The organism is Rothia sp. P4278, from assembly GCF_048512945.1.
Classification (GTDB): Bacteria; Actinomycetota; Actinomycetes; order Actinomycetales; family Micrococcaceae; genus Rothia.
The window spans coordinates 130,220-143,771 of the sequence record NZ_JBLXXU010000002.1 but is presented as its reverse complement, the minus strand read 5'-3'; the positions used below and the strand labels follow the sequence as shown (position 1 = coordinate 143,771).

The 13,552-nt window shown below is 54.9% G+C and carries 14 protein-coding genes; all 14 read left to right on the top strand.

The features are described from left to right. Positions 1–9: 9 nt before the first annotated feature. The 14 genes from rpsS to ACN085_RS04695 all read left to right on the top strand — a co-directional run bounded on the left by rpsS (position 10) and on the right by ACN085_RS04695 (position 13,532). Positions 10–291, top strand: coding sequence for a 30S ribosomal protein S19 (rpsS, locus tag ACN085_RS04760; RefSeq protein ID WP_083090719.1), 282 nt, complete (start codon positions 10–12; stop codon positions 289–291). Positions 292–352: 61 nt separating this feature from the next. Next, positions 353–718, top strand: a complete 366-nt coding sequence (gene rplV / locus ACN085_RS04755) for a 50S ribosomal protein L22 (protein ID WP_419099294.1) — start codon at positions 353–355, stop codon at positions 716–718. Then, positions 719–1,516 carry a 30S ribosomal protein S3 gene (gene rpsC, locus ACN085_RS04750; RefSeq protein WP_419099295.1) on the top strand — a complete coding sequence of 266 codons (798 nt, stop codon included), beginning with the start codon at positions 719–721 and terminating at the stop codon, positions 1,514–1,516. Continuing rightward, positions 1,517–1,933 (top strand): 50S ribosomal protein L16, encoded by a 417-nt coding sequence (gene rplP / locus ACN085_RS04745; RefSeq protein ID WP_135012890.1) that lies wholly within the window; start codon positions 1,517–1,519, stop codon positions 1,931–1,933. 2 nt (positions 1,934–1,935) lie between these two features. Then, entirely contained in the window at positions 1,936–2,169 is a 234-nt protein-coding gene (rpmC, locus tag ACN085_RS04740) for a 50S ribosomal protein L29 (RefSeq protein WP_419099296.1), read from the top strand. A gap of 5 nt (positions 2,170–2,174) precedes the next feature. After that, positions 2,175–2,447 carry a 30S ribosomal protein S17 gene (gene rpsQ / locus ACN085_RS04735; RefSeq protein ID WP_419099297.1) on the top strand — a complete coding sequence of 91 codons (273 nt, stop codon included), beginning with the start codon at positions 2,175–2,177 and terminating at the stop codon, positions 2,445–2,447. A 339-nt stretch (positions 2,448–2,786) separates the two neighbouring features. Continuing rightward, positions 2,787–3,629 carry an ABC transporter substrate-binding protein gene (locus tag ACN085_RS04730; RefSeq protein WP_419104859.1) on the top strand — a complete coding sequence of 281 codons (843 nt, stop codon included), beginning with the start codon at positions 2,787–2,789 and terminating at the stop codon, positions 3,627–3,629. A 47-nt stretch (positions 3,630–3,676) separates the two neighbouring features. Continuing rightward, positions 3,677–5,881, top strand: coding sequence for a hypothetical protein (locus ACN085_RS04725; protein WP_419110778.1), 2,205 nt, complete (start codon positions 3,677–3,679; stop codon positions 5,879–5,881). A 38-nt stretch (positions 5,882–5,919) separates the two neighbouring features. Further along, positions 5,920–6,864 carry an LPXTG cell wall anchor domain-containing protein gene (locus ACN085_RS04720; protein ID WP_419110777.1) on the top strand — a complete coding sequence of 315 codons (945 nt, stop codon included), beginning with the start codon at positions 5,920–5,922 and terminating at the stop codon, positions 6,862–6,864. Positions 6,865–6,873: 9 nt separating this feature from the next. Next, positions 6,874–7,911 carry a FecCD family ABC transporter permease gene (locus ACN085_RS04715; protein ID WP_419110776.1) on the top strand — a complete coding sequence of 346 codons (1,038 nt, stop codon included), beginning with the start codon at positions 6,874–6,876 and terminating at the stop codon, positions 7,909–7,911. Beyond that, complete coding sequence (locus ACN085_RS04710; protein WP_419110775.1) at positions 7,908–8,984, top strand: FecCD family ABC transporter permease; 1,077 nt, start codon at positions 7,908–7,910, stop codon at positions 8,982–8,984. Before ACN085_RS04715 ends, ACN085_RS04710 begins: the two co-directional genes overlap by 4 nt. After that, positions 8,984–9,787 carry an ABC transporter ATP-binding protein gene (locus ACN085_RS04705; protein WP_419099303.1) on the top strand — a complete coding sequence of 268 codons (804 nt, stop codon included), beginning with the start codon at positions 8,984–8,986 and terminating at the stop codon, positions 9,785–9,787. Before ACN085_RS04710 ends, ACN085_RS04705 begins: the two co-directional genes overlap by 1 nt. 3 nt (positions 9,788–9,790) lie before the next feature. Next, positions 9,791–11,026 carry an enterochelin esterase domain-containing protein gene (locus ACN085_RS04700; RefSeq protein ID WP_419110774.1) on the top strand — a complete coding sequence of 412 codons (1,236 nt, stop codon included), beginning with the start codon at positions 9,791–9,793 and terminating at the stop codon, positions 11,024–11,026. 187 nt (positions 11,027–11,213) lie between these two features. Continuing rightward, a complete protein-coding gene (locus ACN085_RS04695; protein ID WP_419110773.1) occupies positions 11,214–13,532 on the top strand; it encodes an S-layer homology domain-containing protein in 2,319 nt (772 codons plus the stop codon). The last annotated feature ends 20 nt before the right edge of the window (positions 13,533–13,552 follow it).

Below are 13,552 nucleotides of genomic sequence, written 5' to 3'. Positions count from 1 at the left end.
GCCTGAAACATGCCTCGTAGTTTGAAGAAGGGCCCTTTCGTTGATCAGCACCTTTTTGTAAAGGTTGCAGCTCAGAACGAGAAGGGCACCAAGAACGTTATCAAGACTTGGTCCCGCCGCTCGATGATTATTCCCGACATGCTCGGTCATACCATCGCAGTGCACGACGGACGCAAGCACGTACCCGTGTTCATCACTGAGTCCATGGTCGGACACAAGCTCGGCGAGTTTGCACCGACCCGTACTTTCCGTGGCCACGTTAAGGACGACCGCAAGGGCAAGCGTCGCTAAGAACGGGTAACCGTTTTTAGATACGTTTCCCTTTCGGCAATAGACGAAAGAGAGATAGGCAATGGAAGCCAAGGCAACTGCGTCGTACGTACGCGTTACGCCTATGAAGGCACGCCGCGTCATCAACCTTATCCGTGGCAAGCAGGCGGAAGAGGCTCTGGCGATTCTGAAGTTCGCTCCTCAGGGCGCTTCAGAACCGGTATACAAGATCGTTGCATCAGCTGTTGCAAACGCTCGCCAGAAGGCAACCCAGCAGGGTCTGCCCTTCAAGGAAGAGGAGCTGTTCATCAGCGAAGCATACGCGAACGAAGGTCCCACCATGAAGCGATTCCAGCCTCGTGCCCAGGGCCGTGCGTTCCGCATCAACAAGCGCACCAGCCACATCACCGTGGTAGTTGCTACCCCGGAGAAGGAGGAGGGCCGCTAAATGGGTCAGAAAATTAACCCCAACGGTTTCCGACTTGGTATCACCACCAACCACGTTTCAAAGTGGTTCGCTGACTCCAACAAGGAAGGCGAACGCTACGCAGACTACGTTCGCGAAGATGTAAAGATTCGTGAACTCCTGTCAAAGGGTATGGAACGCGCAGGCATCGCAAAGGTTGAGATCGAGCGTACCCGTGACCGTGTTCGTGTGGACATCCACACCGCACGCCCCGGTATCGTTATCGGCCGCCGCGGCGCCGAAGCAGACCGTATCCGTGGCGAGCTCGAGAAGCTCACCGGCAAGCAGATTCAGCTGAACATCCTCGAGGTTGCTAACCCCGATCTGTCAGCTCAGCTGGTTGCCCAGGGCATCGCAGAGCAGCTTGCTTCACGCGTAGCATTCCGCCGCGCAATGAAGAAGGCAATCCAGTCCGCACAGCGTGCAGGTGCTAAGGGTATCCGTATCCAGTGCTCCGGCCGTCTGGGTGGCGCTGAAATGTCACGTTCAGAGTTCTACCGCGAAGGCCGTGTGCCCCTGCACACCCTGCGTGCGAACATCGACTACGGTTTCTTCGAAGCAAAGACCACCTTCGGCCGTATTGGCGTCAAGGTATGGATCTACAAGGGTGACCTCACCGACAAGGAGCTTGCTGCACAGCAGGCTTCTGGTAACCGTCGCGGCAACAACCGTGGTGGCGACCGTCGTCGTGCAGGTGGCCGTGGGCCCCGCCGTGAACGTCGTTCCGACAACGCTTCAGCACCCGCTGAAGCAAAGACTGCAGAAAACGGTGAGGCATAAATGCTAATTCCCCGTCGAGTTAAGTACCGCAAGCAGCATCACCCCAAGCGTTCAGGTATGGCTAAGGGTGGCACCGAGGTAGCGTTCGGTGAGTGGGGCATTCAGGCTCTGACTCCCGCATACGTCACCAACCGTCAGATTGAAGCTGCACGTATTGCAATGACCCGTCACATCAAGCGTGGCGGTAAGGTTTGGATCAATATTTATCCCGACCGTCCGCTAACCAAGAAGCCTGCTGAAACCCGTATGGGTTCCGGTAAGGGTTCACCCGAATGGTGGGTCGCAAACGTAAAGCCCGGTCGAGTTATGTTCGAACTCTCCGGTGTATCCGAAGAAGTGGCTCGCGAAGCTATGCGCCTCGCAATCCACAAGCTCCCGATGAAGGCACGCGTTGTGCGTCGCGAAGGTGGTGAATAGAAATGGCAGTTGGATCAAAGGATCTGAGCATCGACAACCTCGCAGAGCTCTCCAACGAGAATCTGGTAGAGAAGCTGCGTGCGTCGAAGGAGGAGCTATTCAACCTCCGTTTCCAGGCAGCCACTGGTCAGCTTGAAAATCCCGGTCGTATCCGCTCGGTCAAGCGCGACATTGCACGTATTTACACTGTGCTTCGCGAACGCGAGCTCGGTATTCGTCCCGCAACCGAAGGTTAAATCACATGAGTGAAGTAAAGACTGAAGAGCGCGGCTACCGCAAGACTCGCCGCGGCTACGTTGTGTCCGACAAGATGGACAAGACTGTAGTCGTTGAGGTCGAGGACCGCGTGAAGCACGCACTGTACGGCAAGGTTATGCGCCGTAGTTCCAAGATCAAGGCACACGATGAGCAGAACACTGCTGGTATTGGTGACCTGGTTCTCTTGGCTGAGACCCGTCCGCTATCCGCTACCAAGCGCTGGCGCGTCGTGGAGATCATCGAAAAGGCTAAGTAAGCCCTAGAGATGAGTCAGACCTGGTGCTGACTTTTCAAGGTGCCCTTTCCCATTATTATTTGGGGGAGGGCACCTTTTTGCGCCCTGCTTCTGCTTGAAGCCCATGACTCAATAAAGTAAGGTAAGGCTTAGCTTATTATCCCAACCACTTTCTGAGGCTTCACTTTGTTACCCCTTAATAGACGTACTTTTTTTCTGACAACAGGTTTAGCGGCAGCAAGCGGGCTTACCGCCTGCTCACAGGCGGAGACCTCATCGCCCGCTCAGTCTGGGGCCAGCCGGATCGTAGTAGATGTTGAAGGTAATGAGGTCAGGTTGCCTGAGCGCCCTCAGAAAGTAGTGACTCTCTCTGAACCGACTCTAGATGCGGCCTTGGCCTTAGGGGTTATGCCGGCGGGTACAGTTTCAGGCAGGGGGCAGGCAACAGTACCCCACTATCTTCAAGATAAAGCAGCAGATATTAAAATCCTGGGTTCTGTCTCGGAGCTCAACTATGAGGCCATTGGGGCTCTCAAGCCAGATTTGATCTTGGCTGATGGCACCAGTATCAATAACCGCCCCGATGTTCTGGATATTTTAAAGGCCATAGCTCCCTTGGTTTTTTGTGGGTATGCCGGTGGTCCGTGGCAGACCAATCTGGACTTTGTGGCCCAGGCACTGAATCTGCAAGATCGGGGCCAGCAGGTTAAAGATGAATATGCCCAGCTGACACGTTCTTTAGCCCAAGAACTTGCCCCTCAATACTCGGATAAAACCTTTTCTGTAGTTCGCTGGCAGGGGGGCGGGCCCTCTCTGATTCTTAAGGAACTACCGGCCGGTCAGGTGCTTTCAGACCTTAAATTGGCCAGACCTGCTGGTCAGGATCGTTTGGGTAGGGGGCATTCTGAACCTGTATCCCTGGAGAACCTATCTCTCATTGATGCTGACTATATGTTTTTTGGCACCTTGGGTGGCGCCAGCCAAGATAACCCCCACTCCGAGACCGGGGCTGATCGTCAGGGCGCGCAAGTAGCTTTAGAGGCTGCTCAAGAGACCTCAGGCTTTACCGATCTCAAAGCCTATCGTCAGGACCATATTATTTTGGTTGACGGCTCGCTATGGACATCAACAGGTGGTCCCTTGCTCATGAAGGGAATTGCTGAGAATATCCGTGAGGTATTACTGACAGATTCTGCCCGGTAGATTCTCAAGGTCCCTAGAAAATAACGAGCGTTAGGTAAGAATTCGTGATGAGTCAAAACTCTCCCAAAGCTATTCGAGGGCGTCGCTACCTAGCCGCGCTTACTCTTTCATCGGGTTTGGTCCTCTGTCCTGCCCTGGTGCAACCCAGTATAGATCCCTCTGGACTAGGCTTAGGTGCTCATGCGCTGGAGGCCAGCACGCAGGTAGAGGTCACTAGCCCCGAGGGGGCTACAGTCAAAGGGCCAGATTCCATAAAATTTGGGCAGACTATAGAGGTGACCGGTAGCGGCTGGCTACACCCAGAAGGGGGTGGTTCTACCATTACCCTCAAGGCAGACAAGAGGGGTTTGACCCGGGGCGGCAGTGATATCCTCAAAACTTTTACGGCGGAGGACGATGGCAGCTTCAAGCTCACTCTCGACTACCCCAGCCTGGCTAACGGTTTTGATCAAGAGTGGGAGCCAGGCTCTGAGCATATTTTCCATTTTCTGACAGGTTCAGGCAAGGCCGGGGATGCTATGCGAGCCCTGGTACTACCGGTAACCATTGAAGGCGAGCCTGATTCGCCGGCCCCTGCCCCTGATATCAGCCAATGGACCAAGCTAAGCGCCGGTCAGGCCTCGCTGTTCATTAAGCCCTACCAATCTGGTGAAAAAATCCGGGTGCGGGGCCAGGGCTGGGTTAAAGGCCAAGGTCAGGGCGGGTCCGTCGTAGCCCTCAAACTGGCCTCCGGTCAGGATACTTTCTATGAGAGGGCAGATAACAGTGCCCAAAACGCCTATCTGAGAACCCTGGGGCAAGCTGAGCTGGGGGAGGACCGGACTATTTGGGCACTGCTAACAGATGATGCGTCGGTGGCTAATCCTCAAGAGGGCATCTATCTCATCAGTTCAGATGGTTCCTTCGATCTAGAGCTAGAGGTGCCAGAACCCTTGCGCCAGGCTCAAGCTGGGCAGTATCTGGCAGTCCAGACCCTTTCTGGTCGCTTTGCCCCCGGAGATACCCGGCGTTCAGCTCGTTCTGAGCCGGTGCCGGTTAATGGGCTTGCCTCTCAGGAGGGGAAGAAAGATGACCAGGTCACTTGCCAGACCGAGCAGGCCTCACCTTCGGCCCGGCTGGCCCAAAAGACGGTTCAGGCAGGCGGTAGCTTGCACCTGCTGGGGCAGGGCTGGTGTAACCCCCAAGGTAAGGGAGCACCCCGTATAGCGGTTAAGATTGATGATGCCGCTATCTCGCACCGAGATACGGCGGTTCATAGCAATAAGACTATCTGGGCGATTATCGAACCTGACCCCAAAACCGGAGAAATTGATACCTGGATTCAGCTTCCTGCCGCTGATGGCAGTGACTCAGAACCGGGGCTCTCTGAGGGAGCTCACAGCTTACGGCTCTTGGCAGGTTCGCTTCAAGCTGGTGACATGAGGGTTTCCTACGGTGGAACTGGCACCCTGGACTTTATCGTCGGTAAGTATGCTCCCACCAGAATGCCTGATGTGCTTAGTGAAGAGGAGATTACCTCTAGCCCCCGCAATGAGGTCATGGTTAAGCGAGATGACCTCAAGATTTCTGTGACAGTTCCCCAAGCAGAGCCCGGCCAGTGGGTAAGGGTCAATCCCTACCTGGGGGGTTCGATTCGAGCACGCTGGGGCAGTACATGGCAACAGCTAGATCAGGACAGAAGCATCCACTACTCCATGCCTGAGAGTTTGGCAGCAGGGGATTACAAGTTTGTCGTCCAGAGCGGTGATCAAGAGAGCTTTGGCAAATTGATGGGGTGGGCCAGCCTTAAAGTAGCGCAAGAGTCCCAGGATACTGGTAAGCCAGCTACCTGGAGCAAGGTGCTAGCCGGTGGCAATGCTGTGCAGGCTACTGGACTGAGCAGGGCTAGTGTGGGAACCCAACTTGGTGTCACGAGTCAGGCTGGTGTCTTGGGCAGGGCCCAAAATCCAGCCGCTGGTGGGCTGACAGGCGCTAACAACAGTAGTTCTCAACTGAGCAGGATTGTTCGCGTGGCTCCTGCCCCAGCCCAGGTCAAGCAGGCATCTCAAGATTCTAAAAAACCCGCGCCCTCAGCTTCGGATCGGGTCCTAAAGGCCCCCCAATCCGCGAGAGTTGAGCCGGCTCAGGACCCGCTCATTAGCCAAGAGACGGTCGAACCGGGCGCCGATATGTCTCTTTTCAATAATCTGCTCTTGCTCGCTGGCGCGCTCCTTGTGCTTGTTGTGGTCTTGCTACCGCGCAAGAAACAGTAGACCTCTTTGCCTAAAATTTCGGATAGAAAGACAAAAACATGCCCCTACAAACCTCCATGAGAAAGCTGCTAGCAGCTACGGTTCTTGGCTCAACTCTTGTTTTCAGTGCCCCCCAGGCCCTGGCCATCCCACCGGGTGGGGCTAGCGCCAATACCCCAGGTACTTCTTCAACGGTTACTCCTGGTAGCCTGCGTGCTGGTGACACTATCAGCTTCACTGTCTCGGGTTTCCCTGCCAACGAGCAAGTCAACGTCAAAATTGATAACGGGGATGCCTGCCCCTCTGACTCCCCTCAGGGGGCCTGCGTGGTTCACCAACTAAAAACGGATTCCCAGGGCAAGGCCTCGGGCTCCTTTGTGCTGTCGCGGGAATTAGCACCCGGCCAACATACCCTACGGTTCCTGGCTACAGAGATTATCTATAACTCCGATGGACAACAAAACGGAACGAGGGGATATTCAAACCAGTCCCCGGCCTTCACCATTGAGAGCGGGGAGCAGGACTCCCAGGGTGGCTCTTCGGGCGGGCAGGCAGCTCCCGGTGATAAGGGGCAGGCAGGTCAAGGCCAGAACTCCGGAGGCCAGAATCAAGGCCAGCAGAATGCGGGCTCTAATAGCGGGACCTCTGGAACCTCCCAGGGGCGAACCGACAGCGGGCAGATAGATGGCAATGGCAGTGGCCAAGAGGAAGTTATCTACCAGGATGCTGAGGGCAACCAAATTAGCAAAGAGGAGTATGATGCCCTCATGAAAGAGCAGGAGCAAGGCCAGCCTTCAGCATCGGCTTCGGGTTCTGCCTCCGCTTCTGCTTCAAGCTCCGCTTCTGCTTCGCCTGATCCCTCTGCTTCGGCCAGTTCGGTAGCCCAGGACCAGCCAGCTAGCCAGAAGCAGCAAGAAGGTTCTCTTCCCTGGATCGGCATCATTGGCTTGAGCCTAGCGGCCTTGGTTGCTGGCTTTGTCCTATGGCGTCGTCGCCAGGCCTAAGCATCATCAATGGCCAATTACGCAAAAGCTATCATGGGAGATATCCAGCGGCCGGTCATCGGTAAGCGCTCTGTGTGGTGGTTCCTGTTGTTCTTGACCCTGCTTGGGATCAGTATCGCTTTATCACTTTTTTGGGGCTCGCACCAGCTAGATAGCAGTACTGTCCTCCAGGTGCTTGGGGGGCAGGGCCCAGATCAAGCTCAGAAGATTATTTGGGAACAGCGCATCCCCCGCACGGGCCTAGCCCTGGTCTGCGGAGCTGCTTTGGCTCTAGCCGGATCCTTGATGCAGTCTTTGACTCGTAACCCCTTGGCAGAACCGGGCCTACTGGGCATCAACGCGGGAGCTTCGGTTGCCGTTGTCCTTTCTGTGGTTTTATGGGGAGCTGCCGGTATATATAGGTATATGGGAGCCGCTCTGGTGGGGGCCTGCCTGGCTACCTTAGCTGTTTATCTGCTGGGGCGGGGGGCTCGGTCCTCCATCATCAGACTGGCGCTGGCAGGGGTGGCTTTATCGGCTGCTCTGAGTGCTCTTAATCAGGCCCTGATCCTATCTAACCAAGAAGCCTATGACGAGTTTAGATTCTGGGTTGCCGGTTCTCTTCAGGGGCGGGGGAGCGATATATTCTTAGCGCTCTGTCCTTTGCTGGGCCTGGGTTTTCTCCTTGCTTTCTGGGTTACCCCGGCTATCAATGCACTGGCTATGGGTGAGGAGAGCGCTATATCTTTGGGGGTCAACCTGAAGAAAACTTATTTCCTGACTCTGGTTGTTGTGACACTGCTGGCAGGTTTGGTGACGGCTGCTATTGGTCCTATAGCTTTTGTCGGTCTAGCCGTTCCCTATATGGTGAGATATTTCGTAGGTAATGATCTTCGGTGGGTTAACTTAGGCTCCATGATTTTGGGTCCCTGCTGGCTTCTGAGTGCAGATGTTCTGGCTCGCCTGATCTTCGCGCCCCAGGAGACCCATGTGGGCATCATAGCTACCCTGGTCGGGGCCCCCTTTTTTGTGATCATGATGAGCCGCCGTAAAGAGGTGGTCCTATGAGTCTGATCCAGCAGCGTGGTCTACATATCAGCAGAGCGCGGGATCTGGCGGGCAGGCCGGTCCTGGCCGTATCTGGCCTGATGAACTTTCAGCTGCCCCTGCGGCTGGCTTTCTACAACCTCTGCCTCTACCTACTGATTCTCGCCCTTGGCCTTTGGGCTTTGACTCAGGGAGATTATGACCTGTCTCCCGCTCAGGTTCTTCAGGCCCTCAAAGGTGGTTCTGATGATGCCTTAGCTAGCTATTTTGTGAGAGAAGTAAGAGCTCCCCGAATTGTTGCTGCTCTCTTAGTAGGCCTAGCCCTGGGAGTTTCCGGCGCTATCTTTCAGATTATTTCCGGTAACTCGCTGGGCTCCCCAGATATCATTGGTTTTACCTATGGTGCGGCTACAGGCGCACTGATCAACATCATTATTTTTGATGCTGGCCCCTTAGGGATAGCCTGTGGCGCTATTAGCGGTGGCTTGGTCAGCTCTCTCATCGTTTGGTTTTTGACACGTCAAACAGGGCTTCGCGGTACCCGTCTGGTCTTGATTGGGCTGGGTTTAGGGGCCACTCTTTCGGCCTTGAATGCTCTCTTGGTGGTAGGGGCCTCCCTCACTCAGGCTCAAACTGCTGCCTCATGGATGGCGGGGAGCCTCAACACCATGAATTGGGGAAAAATCAGTTTCTTGGCTCTGGGACTGGTCATTTTGCTTCCCCTGAGCTGGAGCCTGAGCAGGCCACTGGGCTCTCTTACCTTTGGCGGGCAGATTGCGGTAGGGCTGGGTGTTCCTCTGACAAAGGTCAGGGTTACAGCACTTTTCGTAGGAGTTTTGCTTGTCTCCCTTGCTACGGCAGTGACCGGTCCTTTGGCATTTGTGGCCTTGGCGGCACCGCATCTTGCCCGAAAAATTACTAGAGTCCAGGGCGCCGGGCTGGCAAGTGCAGCAGCTACTGGGGCTTGCCTGGTACTCCTATCGGATCTTATCGGTCAATACGCCTTCAGGGCCCCTCTACAGGTGGGGGTCGTTACCGGTGCCTTAGGCGGTATATATTTGGTCTACCTGATTGCTATGGAAGGAAAGCGCTGATGGTGCTAGCTCAGCCCGAATCGAGACTTCAGGCTCGGGACCTCTGCCTTGGCTACGGGGCTCAGGCTGTTCTTGAAGGTGTGGACTTGGATGTTCTCGAAGGAGAGCTTACGGTCATTCTTGGCCCTAATGCCTGCGGAAAATCTACCCTTCTCAAAGCGCTGTCAAGAGTCTTGATACCTCAAGGAGGGCAGGTTCTCTTAGACCAGGAACTGATGCAATCGCTCAAATCGAAAGATATTGCCCGGGTTCTAGCTATGCTGCCGCAAACACCGGATATTCCTGCAGGTGCGACTGTTGCGGATATTGTGGCTAGGGGCCGTTACCCCCACCAGGGTTTTCTGAAAACCTGGTCCGCTCAAGACCAAGAAATATGTACTCAAGCTATGGCCTCAGCTCAGGTTTTAGATTTGGCTGAGCGCAGTATCGAAGAGCTTTCTGGGGGGCAACGCCAGCGGGTCTGGATTGCTATGACCCTGGCGCAGCAGACCCCCCTGGTTCTCCTCGATGAGCCGACTACCTATCTTGATATCACCCATCAAATAGAGGTGCTTAATCTGACTCGGGAACTGTACCGGCAGGGGAGTACTGTGGTGGTGGTTCTTCACGACCTTAATCTAGCTTTTCGGTACGCTACACACGTAGTCTTGATGCGTTCCGGTAAAATTCTTGCCCAAGGGGACCCTCGCCAGATTGTGACTGAGAGCCTTATCAAAGAAGTGTACGGTCTAGATTCCCTGGTCATTGAAGACCCCTGCTCCGGTACGCCCCTGGTTATTCCTACCTTCTCTCAGGGGGCCTAGCCCATGAAGAGTCACCCCACTCCGCCCAAGATACCCCGTCCTCTGCCAGCACCGCGGGTCAGCTCGCCCTTGCTAGGTGCCCTCCTGGACCGGTTAGGGCCAGCAGATACTGCAAGCCTGAATCATGAGCTTGAAGCGCTGACGGCTCAAGGAACACCTCTGGTAGAGACACCTCCTGCCGAAGCCACAGCAGCTGATGAACAGATAGTTACCTTCCTGTACAAGCACCCTTCTGCTCAGCGAGTGCTGATCTTTATCAATCGCTTGACCGATGAACGGAATCTAGCTGATTCTCTGATGGAACCGGTGGGCCAGTCATCATACTTTGCCATTAGCTTTCGTATGAAGAAGGATTGGCGGGCCTCCTATTGTTTTATCGTTCAGGAGCTTGATCATGCAGCTCCCTGGGAAGCTGCTTTCAATCAGTGGCAGCTCCGGCAGGCTCTGGATGAAGGGGTTACTGATCCCCACAACCCCCTACGCTGTCTGAACAGTCGTGGCCGGGAACTCTCGGTTGTACAACTAGAGCAGGCGCCCTTACAACCCTACCTCTCTGACTCCCAACCGCATGAGTCTGCCTGGTTGAGGACCAGTGGAGGCCGTCAATATTTTCTATGTAGGTTGGGCCAACTTGAGCCCGAATCGCCTATTGTCTGCCTTCTGGATGGGGAACAATGGTTGTCTATGGGGCTTAAGGGAATGCTGATGGCAGCCCACCAGGATAAGTACCTGCCCTCCTGCCTGTTCATTTTTGTCCACTCAGGGGGGCGGGAGCAACGTTGGCAAGAGCAGGCCGGCGATTTCCCATTTGCTGACTTCCTGGCTGATGAGTTACTTGTTGAGGCACTTGAAGGCACAGCACAGAAACTGGGGGAGCAAGAGGTTGTCGTGGTGGGCCAGTCCCTAGGTGGTCTTTCTGCGCTTTTGGCGGTACTTAAACGCCCTGATGTTTTCACTGCGGCATGCGCCCAGTCGGCCTCGCTCTGGCAGGAGATAGCCTTTAGCCAGCTGGAGGATGCCAGTCAAGGCCAAGCCTTTTCTCCTAGACATCGCTTATTCCTTGAGGTGGGGGAGCAAGAGTGGGTGCTATTACCAGCCCACGAACGTTTTGTCACTCGTGCCCGTGAACTGGGTGTCGTGGTGGACTACCAGACCTATAACGGAGGGCATGATTATGCCTGCTGGCGAGGTTCGCTGATCCCGGCTTTGCGCCGCCTGCTCCATGAAGGGTTGAAATAGTACAGTATTTTCTTTCCTAATTCAATCAGGAATAAAAGGTTACCCTGATTTTTAAATCAGGTTGAAATAAGTTAGAAATTAGGTAATCCTTAATTGGGGCTCGACGGGTGAAGAATGCCAAACTCGATGCCCTGTCAATGCACAGTACATGAGGCCTCCGGCCTTAGTCTCCTAAGGAGAAAATCTTATGAACAGCCCCCACCCCAAGCGCACCCTAAGCTCAGCTCTGGTTGGAGTGTGCGCCCTGAGCCTGTTGGGCTCTTCCTTTATGGTGCCCGCACAGGCAGCCGATGCCCCCGCCCGTGATATCAGCGTAGAAGCCCAGCAAACCGCCGGTATCCCCGGTCAGTACCAGGCATCCTACTCCGCCAAGAACAACAAGATGTGGGTCACCGGCTCATTCGGCCCTAATATGACCGTTTCATCTTTGGCGCGAGTCAATCCTGAAACCATGAAAATTGAAGCAGTCGCAGAGCTTCCGACCGTCCGCTTTGGTAGCGGTAAGAGCTCAGGCTACAGCTACATGGGCGTTTATGGCGTAGCTGTAGACGATGCCAACAACAAGGTTTGGGTAACCAATACTCGTAACGACTCGATTTCTGTCTACGACCAGGACAGCATGGAGCTGGTCTGGACCAGCTACGACTATTTTGCGACCGACACTGACGTTGAGCACCCCCGGTCAATCATTATTGATAACAAGCGCAATAAGGCCTATGTCACCGGTCGCTACAATGTTTGGTCGATTGATTTGACCTCACACGAGGTCAAGAACCTGGCCATCAAGCCAGAAAGTGATGTCCGTGTTCTGACCATGAACCCCACCATCGATGAGACGACCGGTAAGCTCTACGTTCCTGAGCGCTCTAGCGGTACTGTTCAGATTGTAGACCTGGACACTTTCAGCCTGGAATCTGAATTTACTGTTCATGCAGATGACCCTGCAGCGGACACCCTGCCTTCAGCGGTTGCTATCGATCACTCTCTGAATGAAATCTTCATCTCCTCCCAGGGCAAGGACGGCGCTAACTCTGGCGTGACTGTTTACGATCTAAACACTCACGAATACAAGAAGAGCATCCCCTTCGGCACTCGTTCACTGGGTATTGTCAATGACGAGGACCGTGACCTGGTCTACGTAGCTGACTTTGGCCAGGGATCAGTGGGTGTTATTGATGCAGCCGCCGGTCAGCTAGTTGCCGAAGTTAACACCGGTGACTCCAAGACTAACGACCTAGCTATGGCTGCCGACGGTTCTGTCTTTGCCGTTGATAAGAACACCTACAAGACCGGCCTGAGCGTTCCATTTGCTCTTGACTTCGCTACCGGCCAGAACGCTCCCGGTACAACCACTCTTTCCAAGGGTAAGCAAATCGACATTGAGGTCAATTCCTTTACTCGCCTGACCGTTGACGCCAAGGATGCCACACTGCCCGAGGCAGAAAAGTCAACTGAGACCACCGACGGTGTCACCGTAACCGGTGTTAAGGCCGTACAGGAAGGCCAGGCTCTAGAATTTAGTGGAACCGGTTGGACCACCGAAGACGGCAAGGGTTCTGTCATTGTTGCAAAGCTGGATGACGGTGGTGTCAGCGTCAATGAGCCGGTCAAGAACCCCGTCACCGGTGACCCCATCAAGAACAAGACCGTCTACGGTGCAGTTGCCGCAGATGAGCAGGGTAATTGGACTCTGACCATGCCCTTCCCCACTCAGGACAATTCAAGTGTTGAGCCTCAGGAATGGGCAGCTGGCACTGAGCACAACGTGCGCTTCCTGACCGGGTCAATGGCTGAGAATGACAAGCGCCGGGCGGTAGGTTTCAAGTTTACTGTTGCAGCACCGCAGGCTGCTACCCCTGTCAGCCCCAAGAAGATCGACCCTGCCCAGGTGGATTTCCAGGGCTACCCTGAGCTGACTAAGACCACAGATCAAGACTTCGTCACCGTGAGCTTCAAGGACGTGCCGGAATCCCTCATGTTCCAGCAGGAGATTATGTGGGTTGCTGAGCACGGTGTTGCCAAGGGCTGGCCTGATAATACCTATAGGCCTTTTGAAAACATCGAACGTGGAGCTATGGCGGCCTACATGTACCGCCTGGCTGGCTCACCCCGCTACCACGCACCCGAGGTATCACCCTTTAGCGATGTTTCCACCGACCACCCCTTCTACAAGGAGATCGCCTGGTTGCAGCAGGCCGGAATCACCACCGGCTGGCCCGATGGGACCTTCCGTCCTGGTGAAAGCATCAACCGTGATGCTATGGCCGCTTTCTTCTACCGGGCTGCTGGTTCACCCGACTACACCCCCTCAGGTGATGGTGCCTTCAAGGATGTCCAGTCAAGCACTGCATTCTACAAGGAGATTTCCTGGCTCAAGGACCAGGGTATTACCACCGGCTGGCCCGATGAGACCTTCCGCCCGCTGACCCCCATCAAGCGCGATGCTATGGCAGCTTTCGTCTACCGCTACCAGGACAAGCTAGATGTGGAAGCATCTGCTAAGTAGTAGACACTTGCTCTAAGGCA

Bases quoted from the DNA above. Each gene is read 5' to 3' on its own strand.
- rplV (WP_419099294.1), top strand. From the start codon at position 353: ATGGAAGCCAAGGCAACTGCGTCGTACGTACGCGTTACGCCTATGAAG.
- rpsQ (WP_419099297.1), top strand. From the start codon at position 2,175: ATGAGTGAAGTAAAGACTGAAGAGCGCGGCTACCGCAAGACTCGCCGC.
- ACN085_RS04720 (WP_419110777.1), top strand. From the start codon at position 5,920: ATGCCCCTACAAACCTCCATGAGAAAGCTGCTAGCAGCTACGGTTCTT.
- rpsS (WP_083090719.1), top strand. From the start codon at position 10: ATGCCTCGTAGTTTGAAGAAGGGCCCTTTCGTTGATCAGCACCTTTTT.
- rplP (WP_135012890.1), top strand. From the start codon at position 1,517: ATGCTAATTCCCCGTCGAGTTAAGTACCGCAAGCAGCATCACCCCAAG.
- rpsC (WP_419099295.1), top strand. From the start codon at position 719: ATGGGTCAGAAAATTAACCCCAACGGTTTCCGACTTGGTATCACCACC.
- ACN085_RS04705 (WP_419099303.1), top strand. From the start codon at position 8,984: ATGGTGCTAGCTCAGCCCGAATCGAGACTTCAGGCTCGGGACCTCTGC.
- ACN085_RS04710 (WP_419110775.1), top strand. From the start codon at position 7,908: ATGAGTCTGATCCAGCAGCGTGGTCTACATATCAGCAGAGCGCGGGAT.
- rpmC (WP_419099296.1), top strand. From the start codon at position 1,936: ATGGCAGTTGGATCAAAGGATCTGAGCATCGACAACCTCGCAGAGCTC.
- ACN085_RS04725 (WP_419110778.1), top strand. From the start codon at position 3,677: ATGAGTCAAAACTCTCCCAAAGCTATTCGAGGGCGTCGCTACCTAGCC.
- ACN085_RS04700 (WP_419110774.1), top strand. From the start codon at position 9,791: ATGAAGAGTCACCCCACTCCGCCCAAGATACCCCGTCCTCTGCCAGCA.
- ACN085_RS04695 (WP_419110773.1), top strand. From the start codon at position 11,214: ATGAACAGCCCCCACCCCAAGCGCACCCTAAGCTCAGCTCTGGTTGGA.
- ACN085_RS04715 (WP_419110776.1), top strand. From the start codon at position 6,874: ATGGCCAATTACGCAAAAGCTATCATGGGAGATATCCAGCGGCCGGTC.